The organism is cyanobacterium endosymbiont of Epithemia clementina EcSB (genome assembly GCF_029919255.1).
Taxonomy (GTDB): Bacteria; Cyanobacteriota; Cyanobacteriia; order Cyanobacteriales; family Microcystaceae; genus Rippkaea.
Genome location: NZ_CP123991.1, coordinates 2,146,098 through 2,165,230 on the forward strand (window position 1 = coordinate 2,146,098; position 19,133 = coordinate 2,165,230).

The following is a 19,133-nucleotide window of genomic DNA, read 5'->3' on the forward strand; positions in this document are numbered from 1 at the left end:
CAGTAATTTAGATTTTTTTATAAAGTAATTACATTAGGGACATTAGAAATTCATTGAGAACAACGTGCTGAACTTAGCCTTTCCTACAATACTTCTAAATTATCCTTTTCTTGGTTTAAGATTTTATCAGGAGAAGCGCATCAAGATATATAGTGTTAAATATATCTACATAATTAGAATATGAAATTCAGTAAAATTATAGATGTTTAGTTTTTTAGAAACTAGAGACCGTTCTTAATTCACATCCTATAATTTCTGATTTTATTTTGAATAAACTCAATATAGAACGAAAATCTAAAAAATATTACGTGAATACTAAATACAATCGTTCTTTGAGGAAATAGAATTGCTAATGAGGCTTAGACAGATTCCAGATTCAATTTAGGAAATAATTAGCTAACTGATGATTTTTTGGCTATTCATGCTATCATTCTTTTTATTGAAGAGCTTATTAAAATATTTTATAAAGCCTTCAGTTTTAAGAAATTAAATTTATGGAGAATAAAAACAAAAATTTTCTCTGACAACTAGAAGTAATTCATAATAATTTCAGCTTAACTAAACACTTTTTAAACGCCTTAGAGCGACACTTTGTTATATTGTTTTTAGGTTTATATTTCAAGGTTTATTTGTAGGCTTCCACTACTTGACTAATCAGTTGTTTTTTTATTAGCATTAGCTAAATGATTAAAAGCTATCACATATTTTTCATAAAGTTGAATTGCCTCTTCATAGTTACGAATGACTAAGTCTATCTGCTCCTGAGTAAAATAAACATAACCTGGGACATTATAAATCAAAGCTGGGTTTTCAGATTAAATTTATTTTTTACATTTCAATGCCTTTTTTACAAGTTTTATAAACTGGATATATAACTTTTTATCTAAGAAAAGACTACCAAATTTATAATACTCTGGAGGAGATCTACTTTGTTTTGGCAACTTCTCTTGAAACTTATAAAAGCGATTCTCTGTACGGCGGGTTCTAATAATCTGAAATAGAACAAAAATTGTTAATTTTACCAGAAAAGTGATTACACCAGATAAATAAACTATTAGAAGAATTTAATTGATAAGATTTAACGTTATAGACAATTGGTATTAGAATAAATGAACTAACTATTAACTATTTACTATTAACTATTGAGGGGAGTCCCCAAAATGCCGCCCGTTTTTGTAACCAACCCGACTTTTGCCAACGAAGGATCGCTTGATTTACGCGATCTCGTAAACTACTATACTGTAAACCTTTGGGCATCACCACTCCTAAAGCTTCTGCCGAAAGACGGACAGGAAACTGACGATAAGAAGGATAATTTTGTACCCACCCCGCTAAAACACTATTGTCCCCGGCAAAGGCGTCGGCGGCATCATTTTCTAATGATGTTAAGGCTTCTTGATAGGAATTGACTCCAATCAGTTGTGCTTGAGGGAATTCCTCACGAATAACAGATATGGAACTAGAGGCTCTAAGAACGGCAATTTTTCCATTAGCTAATCCTTGTAACCCTTTTAGATAAGATTGTTTGGCTATAATTCCTGTTCCATCAAGATAGTAATATGGGCTAAAGTCAACTAAACGGTTGCGAGAGGCTGTTACTGTCACCCTGGCAATCACTAAGTCAACTTTGCCATCAATCATCATTTGTAGACGTTCTTGGTTAGTAACAGGTAGTAAGATAACTGCTTGACGATCACCGAGTAATTCTTCAGCTAACTGACGAGCGACATCAATTTCAAATCCTTGGAGCTGTCCTTTTTGAGGAGAAAACCCTAAAGGACGAACATTATCTTTAACGGCAATAATTAGTTTACCTCGACGCAGAATTCCGTCTAATTCCACTGTTCTAGCCGGACTCATTCCAAAGGGGAGAAGAAAGCTAATTAGACAAGTTAAGAAAACTTTTCTCATAAAAGTTGATTGGAGATAAAGGCAAGTCGCCATCTTATCTTAATCAAGCTAATTGTTTATTTCAATTTCTTCCATAAATTTTTTCCTAGCAGTTTAATTGCCCCCTAACTAGTTAATTTAATCTTAAGTAAGGGCAACCATCTGATTATGCTTTCGATCTTTAGCATAAAATAATACAGATGTTTATCTGGCCGTAGGTCGACTGAGTCAATAGTTTCATTTCGTGAAGTATAAGTAATGACACCAATACCACAGTGAATGTAATTTTATCTTGCCCTATCTTAGGGTTTGGCTATAATCACAATCTGTTGAACAGCCTTTAAAGTTTCTTCTGTATTGGTTTTAGACATAATAACTGTGAATTATTCTACTCCAAATTTTCCTAAACAATCAATTGTTTATAAACTGGTTATGTCACTATTTAACCATTTAAGTATACTTGAACATCTTTAGACCGCTACGTCTTCTAAGGGCTTAGTATCTAGTATATTTTTTAATGTTTAGTAGGTGCTTAAAATTTAGTCGAATAAATCAGTATTAAGTTGAGCCAAATAATAGATAAACTTAAATAAGTTTAGTTTATAAAAAACTTTTAACAAAGTGAGCGCAAGATACCAGCTTTTCCAAAAATTTTGCTAACAGAATTAGAAGAGCAAGAACTATCATTTACTTATAGTATACAGTTAGATTTAATAAAAGGTAAACAGCATTAAATAAAAAAAATAAAATTTCATAAAATTGCCGTAACAATAGAAAGTATGGCAATATTAATTAGATATTAATTACCTCAATATAGATGTTTATTTTTTTGCGCTCATTTAGAGCTACTTATTTAAGTTTTATAGAGTAGAAGCTAAGTAGTTACTCAAGACTATTGAGACAAGCAAACTAATTAATATAATTACCAACATAGCATAATCTTAATCAATCAAGACAGAAACTATTGTTTTTAAAGTTGTAGACTACTGGAATAATAACTTTTAAGATTATTATCTGTTAATTTATAATACTCAGCCTAGAAAAGCTATAATTACTAGAATTTTTCCGTATAGAATAGCAGATATGCAAATGATTAACCGCCAAGAGAGCCTGAGCTCAGGTTTACTTACTTTATTAAGTACTACTATTAATTGTTGAATATATTTATTTTTTTAAAAAAATTAGATAATTTCTTATTTTGTTATTTTCGTCTACCATCAGCAATAATCTGATTTTTGTTATCGATTGAGATAAGTTTAACCCTTGAAGTAGATCAATTCTCATTGACTAATTTGTCGATTCTCTTTAATATAAGAAGAACATAAATAATTCCAATAAAATCTTCTTCAAAACCATTAAAAATAAGTACTTTAATTCTAATCTGGAGAAGATTGTCAGCGCGATCACAGTAAACTTCCGTTATTTTGAGATCGCGCTGATGAGTGCGTGTCTTACTATTTGAGAACTTAGTTAAATTTATCCTCATACCTTTATGGTTAACCTGAGGATAAGCTTGGAGCATATTTCCCTGACTATCTATGATGTAAACATACTAAAATTTGGAAGAAATATCTATTTTATAAGTTTAATTTTGTTTTCTAATTCAGAAAAATTGATAGTGGCCTATTTGCTGAGTTCTTGTTGGAGATTTTGGAGTAACTGCACATCAAATTGATATTAAATTCGGGATAGTAACAGTTTCTAATCTTATTTTAATTTCATCTTTAAATAATAGTTTGAATATAATCAACCATGTTCGTAAACTAGAAACGGGTAAAATTTAACCGTAAAATATTCCAATTAATGAAAACCAGATCAATATCCAATACAGGCTATCGAGTAGAACTAAATTAGAACGACGGCACACTAACAAAGAAACAAAAACCGTCTCTGCGGTCAAGATGATAATAGCGTAGGAATGTTCTCACAACAGATAAGTTCAGATACTACCAATAAATTCTACGATAGTTTTTCAAAAAATACCGTAATTGTGAAGAACAATCCAAACGGCGACTGTCTCAAATAGAAAATCTATCCCCAAAAAGCGGTAACTTAAAATAATTGCCTAAAAATTCTCCTATTAACAACAAACCAAGATCTGAATAATACCTTAACTTCACCTTAAGTCTAGGAGATTCGGACGAATCTTTTTTAGCTAACGCACACTAGTAGTTTTTTTGTTGATTTTTGGACATAAATCATCGCTGTTAAGGAAAAGACTGAGAGCACTAATTTCTTAAACAGTAAACTCCATCCATCATTACTAGTATAAGAATTGCTAAATTAAAAGGGAAGATGCGGGATATGACTTACTATTGCATCAATTTGTTGATAAATATCAGCCAGGCGATCACCATCTACATGAATTTCAGAAGTTGGGTAATTTTCTAAGATTTCGATGACCTGAATATTACGATTAGAGAGTGCAGAAGTTATTAAAGCCCCTCTTAATGATTCCCGATTGGCTCGTCTTGAGGGAGTATGGATTACTTGGCCAACTTGAGCTAATACGAAATCTCCAGCAAAACTTTTTAGAATTTTGGATAAAAATATAGGGTCGACATCCACATTTTGATTGAGGATACGGCGTAAATCTTCAGGTTGTTTATTTGCTATCTTGAGATAAGAATTTAGGGTAGAAGAGACCTCCCCTGTTTTAGCCAAGGTACTTAACTCAGAAATACAGACTGACTCTCGTAAAATACTATATTTTAGTATAACTTTATCAGCTGCTTTAACTGGTAGAATAGAATAAAGTGCTCCAAAATTTCCTAAGATTAAGTTTAAGCTTAACTTATAGACTAGACTAACTTTTATGAACTTTTTCATCACTATTAATTAAATTCAATAATTTCTAATATATATTTTACATCAGGTAAAAAAAACAAAAATTTAGTAGTATATTGATACTTCTTGTTTTAGTGAGGTGTTAAATCTATCTTCTGCCTTAACTTTCGATATTTTTTATTTAGAATCCCCAATCGTAGTCATTTCCCTAAAAAAATAAAACACACTTTATCTAACTAAATCTCTTAGTTTAGCTTCCACCGTTATGGTATATCAAGACTTGATATTAACCAAAAATCACATAAGGCTTCTAGCCTAACGCGGACCATCAGAGAGGTAACTAAGTTTCCTACTGTTTAACTTGTTTTACGACAATGTTTCCCATTCCCAAACATAATAGCAAATACTTGTTATGTAGGGTAAATCCAAGCATCTTCGGTTAAAGTTAAGGTGGCGGTAATTACAAAGTTAGCTAAATTGACAAAATGTTTATTATTAACTTTTTTTAAAAAAATATTGCCGATGGCTAAACTACTAGCTAAGGTAACATGCTAAGAGAAAGCTGATCTATTATTTTACTTTTCTAAAAAAGATAAAAACTAAATCAGATTGAATTAGGGAAAATAGTAATTTAATTAAGTGTAATATCTAACTATAGTCAGTGATTACCAACAGGAAAAATGTTCCTGCAGATAGAATTTTATAGTCATAAATATTTTACTAAAACATAATTTTAGCTCATTAAATGTTTTTTATATTGTGTCTAATTTTCATGAAAAAAATTATTTATTAAAATTCTGTGAAAAAGTATGGTAAAAAAATAACGATTTGGGGACAGATTATTACTCTTTATGAAAAAAACTATAATTAACTTGATCTTATATCAGCTTCAATGAGCTCGAACTCCGATCAACGATTAGAATTAAGGACTGGATAGATTTTAATCATTGTTAAGCATCTCTAACATAGATGGGGGTAGGGGGTGACCACGTATCATCAACTCTTGATTTAAGATACATTTGTTTCAAAGCCAACTGAAAGGGCAAATCAGTTAACCTGAAAAAGGAGAGTAATTGGTTTTATTTTTGACTGTTCTTGCAGAGCACTATCTTCAAATGGATAGGAACCCCATACAGTAGATAATGATCCAGTTAGTACTTATTTCGAGAAGTCGGGTAAGCCCGGACATTTTAAGCGCACTTCGTCTAGAAGACCCAAAACCACCACCTGGATTTGGAATCTTCATACCTATGTACACAATTCTGACAGTTAAATCAGTGATTTAGAAGATATATCACGCAAAACTTTTAGCGCACACTTAGGTCACTTAGCTTTTGTCTTTGTTTAGCTAAGCGACATGTACTTCCATAGCGCTCATTTTTCTAATTATGAAGCTTGGCTGACGAATCTAGCCGCTATTAAGTCTAGTAGACAAGTGGTGTAGCTGCTCGTAGGTCAAGGGATTTTCAATGCAGATGTAGGTGGAGGTTTCCACGGTATTCAGATAACCTCTGGTTTCTTTTACCTATGGAGAGCTTCCAGTTGCATTAATAGTTATCAACTGTACTCTGTACAGCCATTGATGGTTTAGTCATGACTGGCTTGAGGTTGTTTGCGGGTTGGTTTAACTACCACAAAAGAACTCTTAAGTTTGAGTGGTAATGAAACGTGGCATCAATGATGAACCACCACCTAGCAGGATTACTGGGGTTAGGCTCTTTATCTATCTTGGATCGGACACCAGATTCATGTCTATTCGCCGGTAAAAGAAGTTGTCGGATGCGGGAGTCCCCCTTAAGGATATTTCTTTACCCCATGAATTTCTCTACCTCAGCAAGATGGCTGAGTTGTATCTTAGCTTTGCCCAAGGGCTAACCCCCCTCTTTAGCTTGAATTGGGGAGTCTATTCTGACAGTGTTTAACCTTTAAGGGCTGGTTAAACACTGTCACTGGTGGACTATGGCTCTCTGATACGGTTGATTATCATTTGGCGATCACAGTTTTCTTCATTATTGTTGGCCATATGTACTGCACTAACTGGGATATAGGTCACACCCTTGAAAAGGTTTTCAACACCCATCGTCCCCCGAAGGATGGTGGTGTGCTAGGGGCTAGTCAAAAAGAGCTATACCAACATTATTAATAACTCTCTTCACTTCCAACTAAGTTTAGCGTTGGCAAGTTTAGGGGTTATCATTTCTTTGGTAGCACACACAACATATATTAAGTATGCCTACCATCCTATGCCTTCCTTTCTAAGGACTACACCACCCAAGCGGCTCTTTATACCCATTACCAGTACATCGCTGGGTTCTTAATGGTTGGGACGTTTGCTCACGTGCTATTTTCTTCGTTCGTAACTACGATCCTCAAGCTAACAAAGATAACGTATTGTCTCGGATGTTGGAACACAAAGAGGTCCTGAGCTTTCACTTGAGTTGAGTGTTTTTATTGCTTGGGTTTCACACCTTAGTCCTATATATTCACAACAATTTAATGGTTGCTTTCGGTACTCCTAAAAAGCAAATCTTACCTGAACCTGTATTTGCTCAGTTTGTTTAAGCGGCTTCTGGCAAAGCAATGTATGGCTTTAATGTCTTACTGTCTAATCCTGATAGCTTAGCTTTTACCGGTACAGCCTAGTCACCCGGTTGGTTAGACGCTATTAACAGTGGCAATAATTACTTATTTGTATATATGTATGTGGGGGCGGATATTGTTGAAGAATCTGAACCGGAGAAAGAATTAGGAGAAACTCAATTGAAATTTTAAGGGTTACTCCTAGCCTTGTTAAATAGTGAATGGTAAAAGCGGTTTATACCTACGCTGACTAGTACAATAAGGAATCTGCCCTCGATAATTCCAGACTATCTCACACTGATGAACACTATCGACGATAAAGCAATTGTTAAAGACTATTTCAATGCCATTGGGTTTGACCGTTGGCGCAGGATTTATGGGGATGGAGAGGTGAATAAAGTTCAAAAGGACATTCGTCGCGGACATCAGCAAACTATTGATACTGTGGTAGACTGGCTAAAGGCTGAAGAAAACATCAGCAGTTTGTCTATTTGTGACGCGGGGTGTGGTGTGGGGAGTTTAAGCATTCCCTTAGCTCGGACAGGGGCTAGAATTCTTGCCAGTGATATTTCCCCGAAAATGGTGGAGGAAGCCACCATAAGAGCCCAAAAATCCTTGAAAGATACCAGTAATGTTATCTTTGCGGTTCAAGACTTAGAGGGATTGTCGGGTCAATATCAAATCGTCATTTGTATTGATGTTTTGATTCATTATCCCACTGAAGATGCAGCTAAAATGATTGCCCATCTTGCCTCGTTAGCAACGTCTCGTCTAATCCTTAGTTTTGCCCCTAAAAACCTTTGTTTAACTATCCTCAAGAAAATTGGCGAATTCTTTCCAGGGCCTAGTAAAACTACTCGTGCTTATCAGCATAGAGAAAAGGATGTCATTGCTATTCTAGAAAACAATGGTCTAAGAGTTCAACGCGAAGCTATGACCAGTACCCATTTTTATTACTCTCGAATTCTAGAGACGACCCGAAGTTAATTTCTCAATCTCACTTAATTTTTAACTTATATTTGTTGACTATGGCTATTACCCTTCAATGCCTTATTGAGGCCAAACGGCAGGGCCGTCTCTTAACTGTCCTCACTGCTTGGGATTACGCCATTGCTCAACTCCTGGACATAGCAGGGGTTGATATTATTCTAGTGGGCGACTCTCTCGCAATGGTGGCTTTGGGACATAAAACTACATTACCCCTGACCCTTGAGGAGATGTTACACCATGGAGGAGCGGTGAAACGTGGAGTAAAACGGGCTTTTGTAGTATGTGATTTGCCCTTTTTAAGTTATCAAGAAAGTATTAGCCAAGCTATTCACACGGCGGGGCGAGTATTGAAAGAAACAGAGGTTCAAGCGGTAAAACTCGAAGGAGGACACCCGGCCGTAGTGGAAACGGTTGCCCAATTGACGGCTATTGGTATTCCAGTGATGGGTCATGTGGGATTAACTCCCCAGTCAGTGCATTGCTTAGGATATCGTCAACAGGGACAGACTGAAACTGACGAAAAACGAATTATTTCGGAAGCGATCGCCCTATCAGAGGCGGGGGCATTTGCAGTTGTTCTTGAGCATATTCCGTCCAATTTAGCTAAGATTATTACTAGTAAACTTCCTATACCAACCATCGGTATTGGCGCTGGCTCTGACTGTGATGGTCAGGTATTGGTTACTGCTGATTTACTAGGATTATCAGAAAAAAAACCTCCTTTTGCTAAATCTTATACTAATTTACGGCAGATTATTACTGAAGCAGTAAAAGAGTTTTCTAGGGAAGTACGTGATGGGGAATTTCCCTAATTTAATAAGAATTTCTTAATCGCAATAGCAACTCCATCTTGTTCTACACTGGGAGCTACCCACTTAGCTATCTTCTGTACTGCCATAGGTGCATTCCCCATAGCCACCCCTAACCCCACATACTCTAACATTTCAGTATCATTAAAATTATCCCCAATGGCCATAACTTGGCTGGCTTCAAATCCCAATAGTTCCTCAGCCAGAAAACGAGTGGCATTACCCTTGCTTGCTTGAGGATGGGTAGCTTCAAAATAAATTTCAGTAGACTGGGTTAAATAAAGTTGATCACGAGAGTAAACTTTTTGTAAATCTTTGAGAAGTTTATTTATTAACTGAGGTTGACCAATAGCTAAAACCTTCGTAGTTGGTGAATCAAGAATATCTCGTAAATCGCCTACTACCAAAGGTTCTATACCTGATCGCTGTTGATAAGCTCGGGTACGAGGAGTAACATTACGCACGTATAAACGGTCGTCAATATAGCAGTGAAGCTCAATTTCTTGGTTCCATTGAGGTCGCTCAAAATATTCCAAAAGTTGTAGAGCGACGGACGTAGACACGGGAAAATGCTTATGACGAGCCCCTGTTGTGGGACACTGAACCCATGCCCCATTGTAGGCGATAATCGGTAATTGGGAACCGATAGCCTGATGAAAGCGCAACGCAGAATGATACATCCGGCCTGTCGCTAAAGCAACTTGAACCCCGTTAGCTTGAACTTTAGAGATCGCTTGTTTAACTAGCTCAGTAACCTGATTTGATTCACCTGCAATTGTTCCATCAATATCCAGCATCAATAAACGAATGTTCACAAATTATTCCCAGTTAATTCTTGTTTTCTGAAAGAAAATCTTGCTTGGAAAGTCGACATAACCATTGCGGGGTAATCTATGGATTATTCATAAATCAATAACCATCGAACCCAACCAAGACTAATATTCCATTAATCTTGACTGTATATATGTAGCTGTCAGTCCATTCTGAAAGCAAACCAAACCGCCCATAAGACAATAGACAGGAATACCAATGTCCCGACGGTAATAGCGAAAGTGTGAAAAGCATCAGAGTCAATAAGGGTCATCTTGAAAAGCTTAGGGGTGTTTTGGGTTAGACAATCCAAAAGGGCATCTCAAGCTATTGTGTAGATACCTTGTATTGTTTTATGATACCCGTTGTTTAACTATATTTTCCAAGTTACTTATTTTCTCTAGTTTTGATCGATTGTTCGAGTTTTTCTTAACCCAACTTGCAGGGTTAGTACAGTAAGATGCTCCATAAAGTCAATCACACGCCCTCCTATAACCCTTGACTTAATCTACAAGCCTTCAAAACGCCGTCAATTTTAAATCGGGGAAGATTTGAGAAGAGATGGTCTGATTACACTTGAATTGCTGTATTTCATATACTCCATTTAATAAAATACAGATAGATAGAGTGAGTTGTTTGGGCTTTCCAAAATCTCTGAGTCTCCTCTAATCCGGACATAGTCTGCAATCGAATATTCCCGAATGCCTAAAACTGCGTAGTCTTCAACTTTCTTACGAGCATAATCATTTTGCCAGTCACTCCTGATGACTTCTGCCACAAATCGAACTGTCTAAAGTTAAAATCGATTGCTCAAATGGTCAAACCGAAGCAGTTCTTGACTAAGTGCATCTCGATTAACAACGACAACATCAAGTCGAAATGAGAGCATAACAAGTTGGTAGAACTCAAATCAATTTCGCAAGTAAAGTAAGATCACTTTAACATGTTTATGTTTAACAAACTCTTCAGTTACAACGTCGCCATCTTCCTTCATTTCTTTCCAGAAACATCTTTTGAAAGTTAAATTAACTTTTTTTAAAAAAATATCTATATTATCTATATTGTGTTAGCTGAATTTTCCGTATGGGCCGGCATCTAAACGATCACTCTTTTTCAATTACTTTTAAATTTTACCTACTTATATTCTCTTAATTCAATTTTATAGATCACAATTTATTGTCAGTTTTTTTTAGCTCATTCCCATTCAGCTCAAGGAAAATAATACATTTGATAGTTGTTCTTTTGCAAGAAATGTTGAAAATCACTAGTAAATACACGTCTCTTCAATGGTATAGTTTTTTTATATACTATTGTGCTCCTCATTTAAACTCGTAATATTTCAGTATCTATAGTATCCATAAGTGTTGATAATGTACTTGTATGACCATAATAAATATAAATTTATAAATTTTGTCATCTATGCTTTATTAAATTCAACAGCACGTAGCAGTCTTGCTTTATATTTCCCATCTCCGTATGTTCTAGACAGTAAATGTTCAGTCAACTTAGAATCTTGAACATACGCGATTTCTCCGTTAGGAAATTTAATGACTGTTAATAACTGTTATTTTTACTGCCGGTAGAATGACCAAATTACCCACATCGTAAATCTTACAGGTCTACAGATTTTCCTTCAGTTTACTTCAAATTTTAAGTAAGCATTAAATAACAAACTCCCCATCTTATTCAGTCTATGACGACTATAAGTAGAAGTTGTTATAAAATTCCCGAAGCTATCTTACAGACAGCGATATACTAGGCAATGGTGTTAGAGAAAATCTTGACAAAATAGCCAGCAGACGAAGATCATCAGATACGTCAAGTATCAATCAACAGACCTAAACCTACAACTTGTATCAATCAAGATGAACACAGGAATCGACCTACAAGGCAGTTTTATTCAATCTCTCAAGCAAATGGGACTTCCTGATGGGCTAGCCAAAGCTCTCTGGATTCCCTTACCCTCATTTTTAATGATTATTGGAGCTACCGTCGGGGTATTAGTAGTGGTATGGTTAGAACGGAAAATCTCTGCCGCCGCCCAACAACGTATCGGACCTGAATATGCAGGCCCTTTAGGGGTTCTTCAACCTGTAGCTGATGGCATCAAATTGGTATTTAAAGAAGACATCATCCCCGCTAAAGCAGACTCTTTATTATTTACCCTAGGGCCAGTGTTAGTGGTACTTCCAGTGTTTGTTTCTTACCTAATTGTTCCTTTTGGTCAAAATTTGGTGATTACAGACCTAAATGTGGGAATTTTCCTCTGGATTGCCTTATCCAGTATTGCGCCCATTGGCTTACTCATGTCGGGATATGCTTCTAACAACAAATATTCCCTTCTTGGAGGGTTAAGGGCAGCAGCGCAGTCCATTAGTTATGAAATTCCCTTGGCTTTATCCGTCTTAGCAATTGTCATGATGTCCAACAGTCTCAGTACTATTGACATTGTGCAGCAACAGTCAGGATATGGCATTTTAGGTTGGAATATTTGGCGGCAACCTGTAGGATGTATTATCTTTTGGATTGCGGCGTTGGCTGAATGTGAACGGCTACCTTTTGACCTTCCTGAAGCAGAAGAAGAAATTGTGGCAGGATATCAAACTGAATATTCAGGGATGAAGTTTGGTTTATTCTATGTAGGCTCATACGTTAACTTAGTGTTGTCGGCCTTGGTTTTTGCCATTCTCTACTTAGGAGGGTGGGATTTTCCCGTACCTCTTGAAAAACTAGCTGGTTGGATTGGGGTAAACGAGACAAATTCTTGGTGGCAGGTGATTACCGCTTCCTTAGGAATCACGATGACCGTACTTAAAGCCTATTTCTTGATCTTCCTCGCTGTTTTAATACGATGGACAGTTCCCAGGGTTCGTATTGACCAATTATTGGATTTAGGTTGGAAATTCTTACTTCCTGTTTCTTTGGTTAACCTTTTATTCACGTCAGCCCTAAAACTTGCCTTTCCTGTCGCTTTTGGCGGCTAATCCCTTTTTTTTGTTAAAAACTACCAATCAAGTGTCATGTTTAACCTACTCAAACAAGTCAGTGATTACGCTAAAGGGAGTGTTGAGGCGGCTAAATATATTGGTCAAGGGCTATCTGTTACCTTTGACCATATGCGTCGCCGTCCGGTTACGGTACAATACCCCTATGAAAAACTTATTCCCTCAGAACGATTCCGGGGAAGAATTCACTTTGAATTTGATAAGTGTATTGCCTGTGAAGTCTGTGTTCGGGTATGTCCAATTAACCTTCCGGTAGTAGATTGGGAATTTAACAAAACTGTTAAGAAGAAAGAACTCAAACACTACAGTATCGATTTTGGGGTTTGTATTTTTTGCGGTAATTGTGTTGAGTATTGTCCCACCAATTGCCTATCCATGACAGAGGAATATGAACTAGCGGCCTACGATCGTCACGAACTAAATTATGATAATGTTGCCCTCGGACGGTTGCCTTATAAAGTAACTCAAGATTCAATGGTAACTCCCTTACGGGAGTTGGGATACCTGCCTAAAGGGGTGTTTGACCCTCATGATTTACCCTCAGGAAGTCAACGAGCAGGAAAGCGCCCTGAAGAAATTGTCAAAGAGAGCGAGTAAAATAGTTAATAGTTAATAGTACAAAAAGAACACTATTAACTATTAACTATTAACTATTAACTATCAACTATCAACTAAGATTAACTAAATTAAGGAGGATTAACAGTAGTGAATTTAGCGGAAGGCGTTCAAATTGTTTCCTTTGCTATTTTAGCAACAATGGTTATCGGGACATCTCTAGGGGTTGTTTTACTGTCAAACATTGTTTACTCTGCCTTTTTATTGGGGGGAGTTTTTATCAGTATTTCTGGTATTTATATTCTGCTAAATGCTGATTTTGTGGCGGTGGCTCAGGTCTTAATTTATGTTGGGGCTATTAATGTCTTAATTTTGTTTGCTATTATGTTGGTTAACAAGCGAGAAGACTTTTCTACTTTACCTAGACATTGGAGGCGCAAAGGCTTAACTGCTTTAGTTTGTGGGGGAATATTTATTTTATTAACAACCATGATTCTTGTTACTCCGTGGTCAATTAATCCCCCTTCTTCTCAGGTTATTGATAATACAATTGTCGAGATTGGTAAACATTTCTTTAGTGATTTTTTGCTTCCCTTTGAATTGGCATCTGTGTTACTTTTGATCGCGATGGTAGGGGCAATTATTCTAGCTCGTCGTGATATAATTCCAGAAACCTTAGCCTCTCACAAAGAAATTGAGACAGCTCTCGAATTACCCGAACGTCCTAGTGAGTTAGAAGCCCGAGAATTAGCCTTATCTAAAGGAAGTAAACAGTAAGTTAGTCATCAGTAATCCTTCAAGAAAAATTATGCAACTACAATTAGAATTTTGCTTACTATTAGCTGCTTCTCTATTCTGTATCGGCATTTATGGTTTAGTTACTAGTCGCAATGCAGTTCGCGTTTTAATGTCCATTGAATTATTACTCAATGCAGTTAATTTGAACCTTATGGGATTTTCAAATTTCTCTGATTCGGTGGAAATTAAAGGTCAAGTTTTTACTGTGTTTGTGATTACTGTTGCGGCTGCTGAAGCAGCTGTTGGGTTAGCGATTGTTCTGGCTATCTATCGCAATCGTGACACCATTGATATGGAACAGTTTAATCTTCTCAAATGGTAAAAACTTGTCTTATTTGACCTTAGATCTTCCCGAACCAGATGAACGTCTCCGTCGGGAATTTTTTTTGTTTTTGGTTCGCTTTTGCGTTTGTCTCTGATGCTTTTTTATCGCTGATTTGATGTAATCACTGATGGTGTGACTCATCGCCCCTAATTCTAATCCTATCCCCAAGATGATAACTTCTTGGGAATATCTAGTGATCATTAATTGTATGACCTTGTGGATAAACTGTTGCAAACTCCAGTCAAACCTCCAAATTAACTGGACGATCACTATCCCAATTATGGCTACCAACATTAAAATGGTCAAAAGATACAACAAACGTAGAATGGTCCCAATTAGAAATCCATGAGAGAAAAGAGAACGATGTTTGATGAGATATCGGTAAGGAAGCCACATCCCTCGAATTATTCCCCATCTTTTGTATTGAATTGAGTGAATATCGAGATCAGGACCAAACATTAATCCACTGAAGAGATAAGACCCCGCAATTAATAACGTCAGTCTCCTATTACCACTGAAGAGATAGGTGAACCCAACCAGTAGAGGTAAACTCCAAAACGTAATACGATCGTGGGTACGGCCAGAAGGCATAAAAAAATCTATTTTTGTTGTTTAATTGTCAAAAGATATGTTATCATCTCATAAGAGTGAGTTGGGGCGATTAGCTCAGCGGTAGAGCTCCTGCCTTACAAGCAGGCTGTCACTGGTTCAAATCCAGTATCGCCCATCAATTTGACTAATAAGACTCTTTCTGGAAGGAAAAAATTTTTAACACATCTGACACACTCCTATCTTTTATGAAGGAATTATCTCCAAGTTTTAATCGGCAACTCACTGGTTTGTTTTTAAGTTAAGTGATAAGACGGAGAAGATTATAAGTGAGACTCAATGGATTCGTCTTTTTTCACATGAGTGAGAGCCGATATAACAAGAGTACAAACAAAGAAAATATAATAAATGTCTAGAATTTATTATATGTTTTCAACAAAAATAAAAATTTGTTCGATAATAAATTTTTTAAGTTTCTTCAAAAGAGTTGGTTTAATGTGACAGTTTACCAATAAATAATCTGGAGCAATACAGGTCTGTCCGGCGTTGATAAACTTGCCCCAGGCAATTCGCTTAGCAGCGTAATCCACATTGATATTGTCATCGACAATACAGGGACTTTTCCCTCCTAATTCTAGGGTAACTGGTGTTAGATGTTTCGCGGCCGCTTTCATCACAATGCGTCCAACAGACGCTCCTCCAGTGAAAAAAATATGGTCAAATTTGTGGGCTAATAATTGTTGGCTAACCTTAATGTCTCCTTCTACAACAGAGACATAGTAAGGATCGAAAGTGGATTTAATCAGATTAGCCACCACTTGGGAAGAGCAAGGGGCTTGTTCAGAAGGCTTGAGAATAGCACAGTTTCCAGCTGTGATCGCTCCCACTAGAGGAGAAATCATTAGTTGAAAAGGATAGTTCCAGGGACTGATAATTAACACAACCACCAGAGGTTCTGGTTGAACCCAAGATAAAGCTAGGAATTGATCAACAGGGGTTGGCACCCGTTGGGGTTTAATCCAAGATTTCAGGTTTTGAAGAGCTAGATTAATCCCTCCTAGAATTGCGATTTAAAAATAGGCCTCAAATGCGGGTCGGACCAGATCATCTTTAGTGGCTTCAACAATTGCCTCTTGATGATCAATGATTCCTTGCTTCAAATTTTCTAGTTGCGTTAGACGAAAGTTTACTGATTTCGTCCGGCCAGTTCCCAACAATGCCCTTTGCTGTTGGATTATATCCTCAATTGGAGTTGTTGTTGTCTGAATGCTTATTAACTTATTTTTAAAAAAAGCAATTCAACCTTCTTAGTTTATAGTGCTACTTGACTGACACAACTAAAAAAGTTGATCAGTGTAAGATATCATGAGAAGGTCAAGCTTTCTTGAATATTTCTGGCTAAGTTGAATAAAAAGGGGTGACTTAGAAAAAGTAGGATATAATTTATACAGAGTAATGCCTATCTTTTTAGCCAAATTATATTCAGTTAAAAGATGGTCCTGAAAGCTCGTATTTGAATAATTAAAAATACAAACTATAATTTGTGACTATGAATATTACCATCATAAGTTGGGGGTTGGGCATATTTTTTGCTTTAATGACCTTTTTATTTATTATAAGAATTATTTTAACTTGGTATCCTAAAGTAGAATTAAATCATTTTCCCTGGACATTAATTATTTGTCCTACGGAACCGTTATTAACTCCTGTTCGTAAGGTCATTCCTCCTTTGGGTGGTGTGGATATTAGTCCGATTATTTGGGTAGGGATTTTTAGTTTTTTACGAGAAATTTTACTAGGACAGCAAGGATTAATCACGATGATTTTACAAACTCATTAGACAAATAATATTTTTAGTGTAGTAGGCTACTAAAAGCTCCGGTTTTAAATGGTTTCTCTAGTTCGGTTATACTAACAAAACTTGATTACAATAATTTACAAAAGTTTTTTTTGACGTTACTAGCCTATTGCTCCTATGCCTGAATTTACTGTATCACCAGTTGTTGAGTCTCCAGATTTAATTACCATTGAAGCCCAACCTATTCATATTTCCCAAAGCCATGGTGAAGATTTAGGTCCCATTAGCGATCTTTCCCCTGAAAGTTGGAGTTATCACCCAGAGAGTATTGAGGAGTATTACAGTAAACGTTTTTTAGCAGTTTTACATAGGTTGATTAGTATTGCTTCACAATCTTCCTGGTTTTTTTTAGGTTTATGGTGGGATAAATTAAGGGGGATCAACCCTAAAAATAACCGCAAACGGGCAATTCAGTTGCGGGAAATACTGACCAGATTAGGACCTGCTTATATTAAGATTGGACAAGCTCTATCAACGCGTCCTGATTTAGTTCCCCCCAATTATCTTGATGAATTAACCTCCTTACAAGATCACATTCCTTCTTTTCCTAATGAGGTTGCCTACCGTTTTATTGAAGAAGAATTAGGAGAATCTCCCCAGGCGATTTACGCAGAAATTTCTCCCAAACCCTTGGCGGCAGCTTCCTTGGGACAAGTGTATAAAGGAAAATTAAAAAATGGAGAAAAAGTAGCTATAAAGGTGCAGCGTCCTGATTTAATTCGACGCATAACATTAGATATTTATCTAATGCGAAATCTAGCCAGTTGGGCGCAGCAAGTATTTAAATTCATTCGCTCAGATTTAGTTTCTATTACAGACGAATTAGCTAGCCGTATTTTTGAAGAGATTAACTACGTTCAAGAAGGAAAAAATGCCGAAAAATTTGCCGAATTTTATGGACATTTACCTGAAATTTATGTACCTAAAATTTACTGGAAGTATACGGGAAGACGTGTATTAACAATGGAATGGGTAGAGGGAACAAAGTTAACCGATATTAAAAAAGTTCAAGCCAAAGGAATTAATGCAACTCATCTGATAGAAGTCGGGGTTCAATGTTCTTTGCGTCAGTTATTAGAACATGGTTTTTTTCATGCTGATCCTCATCCTGGGAACTTATTAGCTATGGACAATGGACAATTAGCTTATCTAGATTTTGGTATGATGAGTCACATCAAGCCCTATCAACGTTATGGTCTAATTGAGGCCGTTGTCCACCTAGTTAATCGTGATTTTGAATCATTAGCTTATGATTATGTTAAGCTAGACTTCCTCCAACCCGATACAGATTTATCTCCAATTATTCCAGCTTTAAGTCAAGTTTTTGGTAATGCTTTGGGAGCAAGTGTTGCTGAGTTAAACTTCAAGAGTATTACTGATCAGATGTCTGCAATGATGTACGAATTTCCTTTCCGTGTTCCTGCTTATTATGCTTTGATTATTCGATCAATGGTAACATTAGAAGGAATTGCAATTGGCATTGATCCTAACTTTAAAGTACTCAGCAAAGCTTATCCTTATATTGCGAAACGACTCCTGACTGATCCATCTCAAGAATTACGAACTTCCCTCAAAAATTTATTATTTCAAGATGGAAATTTCCGATGGAGTCGTTTAGAAAATTTATTAAGAAATGCTAAAGATTCTCAAGACTATGATATTGATAGAGTTCTCGATCAAGCTACTGAGTTTCTCTTCTCCGAACGAGGATTATTTATTCGGGAACGTCTCATTGATGGAGTAATTCATACTATCGATTTATTGGGTCGTCAAACCTGGTTTAATGCTTATACAGTAGTGAGAAAACGAGTAGGTTTAGCCGTTCAAGAAACTCCTCCAGACTTAAGAAACAATGGTCAGACAACAGAACATCTGAAAAATATTTTAAAAATTCTTCAGGACACTCCAGGATTCGATCCCATGCACCTCGTTCCCATAGTTACAAAACTATTAGTTAAACCAGAAATTCAACAGATGGGACAAAAAATTGTTGAAGGATTAATGCAAAAAGCAGTTGCTAGTCTAATTCGTAATTTACTTTTAGAGTTGGATCAACCTCAAGACAAAAAAAGTTCTGTATCTTCAACTAAAAAATCTTTACCTGTGGCCTCTTAGAGACTTTAGGTTAAGTAAATCTCTAAAATAACTGTCGGGTGTGTTCAGTTGATTTAACGCAC

Annotated in this window: 15 protein-coding genes, 1 tRNA gene and 3 pseudogenes; 10 read left to right on the plus strand and 9 right to left on the minus strand. The window is 36.3% G+C overall.

Translation table 11 applies throughout. The annotated features are described in order from the left end of the window. Positions 1-650: 650 nt before the first annotated feature. The 4 genes from P3F56_RS07095 to P3F56_RS07110 all read right to left on the minus strand — a co-directional run bounded on the left by P3F56_RS07095 (position 651) and on the right by P3F56_RS07110 (position 4,719). On the minus strand, positions 651-800 hold the full coding sequence (locus P3F56_RS07095) for a tetratricopeptide repeat protein (RefSeq protein WP_281152199.1): 150 nt from the start codon (positions 798-800) through the stop codon (positions 651-653). Positions 801-1,125: 325 nt separating this feature from the next. After that, entirely contained in the window at positions 1,126-1,911 is a 786-nt protein-coding gene (locus P3F56_RS07100; protein ID WP_281152200.1) for a transporter substrate-binding domain-containing protein, read from the minus strand. A gap of 1,252 nt (positions 1,912-3,163) precedes the next feature. Further along, positions 3,164-3,412 carry a hypothetical protein gene (locus P3F56_RS07105; protein WP_281152201.1) on the minus strand — a complete coding sequence of 83 codons (249 nt, stop codon included), beginning with the start codon at positions 3,410-3,412 and terminating at the stop codon, positions 3,164-3,166. Between the two features lie 761 nt (positions 3,413-4,173). Then, positions 4,174-4,719 carry an alpha/beta hydrolase gene (locus P3F56_RS07110; RefSeq protein WP_281152202.1) on the minus strand — a complete coding sequence of 182 codons (546 nt, stop codon included), beginning with the start codon at positions 4,717-4,719 and terminating at the stop codon, positions 4,174-4,176. A 1,623-nt stretch (positions 4,720-6,342) separates the two neighbouring features. Between P3F56_RS07110 and psaB the strand changes: the two are divergent. The 3 genes and pseudogenes from psaB to panB form a co-directional block, all read left to right on the plus strand. Further along, positions 6,343-7,407 (plus strand): annotated as a pseudogene (gene psaB, locus P3F56_RS10550) (photosystem I core protein PsaB); the annotation flags it as partial. Between the two features lie 147 nt (positions 7,408-7,554). After that, positions 7,555-8,244 carry a magnesium protoporphyrin IX methyltransferase gene (gene bchM, locus P3F56_RS07120; RefSeq protein WP_281153759.1) on the plus strand — a complete coding sequence of 230 codons (690 nt, stop codon included), beginning with the start codon at positions 7,555-7,557 and terminating at the stop codon, positions 8,242-8,244. A gap of 41 nt (positions 8,245-8,285) precedes the next feature. Beyond that, entirely contained in the window at positions 8,286-9,059 is a 774-nt protein-coding gene (panB, locus tag P3F56_RS07125) for a 3-methyl-2-oxobutanoate hydroxymethyltransferase (RefSeq protein WP_281152203.1), read from the plus strand. Here panB and P3F56_RS07130 read toward each other — a convergent pair. The 3 genes and pseudogenes from P3F56_RS07130 to P3F56_RS10555 form a co-directional block, all read right to left on the minus strand. Beyond that, positions 9,056-9,871: a Cof-type HAD-IIB family hydrolase gene (locus P3F56_RS07130; protein WP_281152204.1), complete on the minus strand. Its 816-nt coding sequence runs from the start codon at positions 9,869-9,871 to the stop codon at positions 9,056-9,058. The genes panB and P3F56_RS07130 overlap by 4 nt on opposite strands. Before the next feature lie 158 nt (positions 9,872-10,029). After that, positions 10,030-10,140 (minus strand): delta-aminolevulinic acid dehydratase, encoded by a 111-nt coding sequence (locus P3F56_RS07135; protein ID WP_281152205.1) that lies wholly within the window; start codon positions 10,138-10,140, stop codon positions 10,030-10,032. A 244-nt stretch (positions 10,141-10,384) separates the two neighbouring features. Next, a pseudogene (locus tag P3F56_RS10555) lies at positions 10,385-10,755 on the minus strand (Uma2 family endonuclease); the annotation flags it as partial. Positions 10,756-11,731: 976 nt separating this feature from the next. Between P3F56_RS10555 and nuoH the strand changes: the two are divergent. The 4 genes from nuoH (at position 11,732) to nuoK (ending at position 14,546) form a co-directional block, all read left to right on the plus strand. Beyond that, a complete protein-coding gene (gene nuoH / locus P3F56_RS07145; RefSeq protein ID WP_281152207.1) occupies positions 11,732-12,850 on the plus strand; it encodes an NADH-quinone oxidoreductase subunit NuoH in 1,119 nt (372 codons plus the stop codon). Between the two features lie 36 nt (positions 12,851-12,886). Continuing rightward, a complete protein-coding gene (ndhI, locus tag P3F56_RS07150; protein ID WP_281152208.1) occupies positions 12,887-13,468 on the plus strand; it encodes an NAD(P)H-quinone oxidoreductase subunit I in 582 nt (193 codons plus the stop codon). A 108-nt stretch (positions 13,469-13,576) separates the two neighbouring features. Next, the gene (locus tag P3F56_RS07155) at positions 13,577-14,203 is read left to right on the plus strand and encodes an NADH-quinone oxidoreductase subunit J (RefSeq protein WP_281152209.1); all 627 of its coding nucleotides are present in this window, start codon (positions 13,577-13,579) and stop codon (positions 14,201-14,203) included. 31 nt (positions 14,204-14,234) lie between these two features. Then, positions 14,235-14,546 carry an NADH-quinone oxidoreductase subunit NuoK gene (gene nuoK / locus P3F56_RS07160; protein ID WP_281152210.1) on the plus strand — a complete coding sequence of 104 codons (312 nt, stop codon included), beginning with the start codon at positions 14,235-14,237 and terminating at the stop codon, positions 14,544-14,546. Positions 14,547-14,555: 9 nt separating this feature from the next. Here the strand turns inward: nuoK and P3F56_RS07165 are convergent, their stop codons facing one another. Then, on the minus strand, positions 14,556-15,140 hold the full coding sequence (locus P3F56_RS07165) for a metal-binding protein (protein ID WP_281152211.1): 585 nt from the start codon (positions 15,138-15,140) through the stop codon (positions 14,556-14,558). Between the two features lie 64 nt (positions 15,141-15,204). Between P3F56_RS07165 and P3F56_RS07170 the strand changes: the two genes are divergently transcribed. Then, positions 15,205-15,276, plus strand: a tRNA-Val gene (locus tag P3F56_RS07170). Between the two features lie 274 nt (positions 15,277-15,550). Here the strand turns inward: P3F56_RS07170 and P3F56_RS07175 are convergent. Beyond that, a pseudogene (locus P3F56_RS07175) lies at positions 15,551-16,372 on the minus strand (aldehyde dehydrogenase family protein); the annotation flags it as partial. Positions 16,373-16,647: 275 nt separating this feature from the next. Between P3F56_RS07175 and P3F56_RS07180 the strand changes: the two are divergent. Further along, positions 16,648-16,938: a YggT family protein gene (locus P3F56_RS07180; protein ID WP_281152212.1), complete on the plus strand. Its 291-nt coding sequence runs from the start codon at positions 16,648-16,650 to the stop codon at positions 16,936-16,938. A 135-nt stretch (positions 16,939-17,073) separates the two neighbouring features. After that, complete coding sequence (locus P3F56_RS07185) at positions 17,074-19,071, plus strand: ABC1 kinase family protein (protein ID WP_281152213.1); 1,998 nt, start codon at positions 17,074-17,076, stop codon at positions 19,069-19,071. Positions 19,072-19,133: the final 62 nt, after the last annotated feature.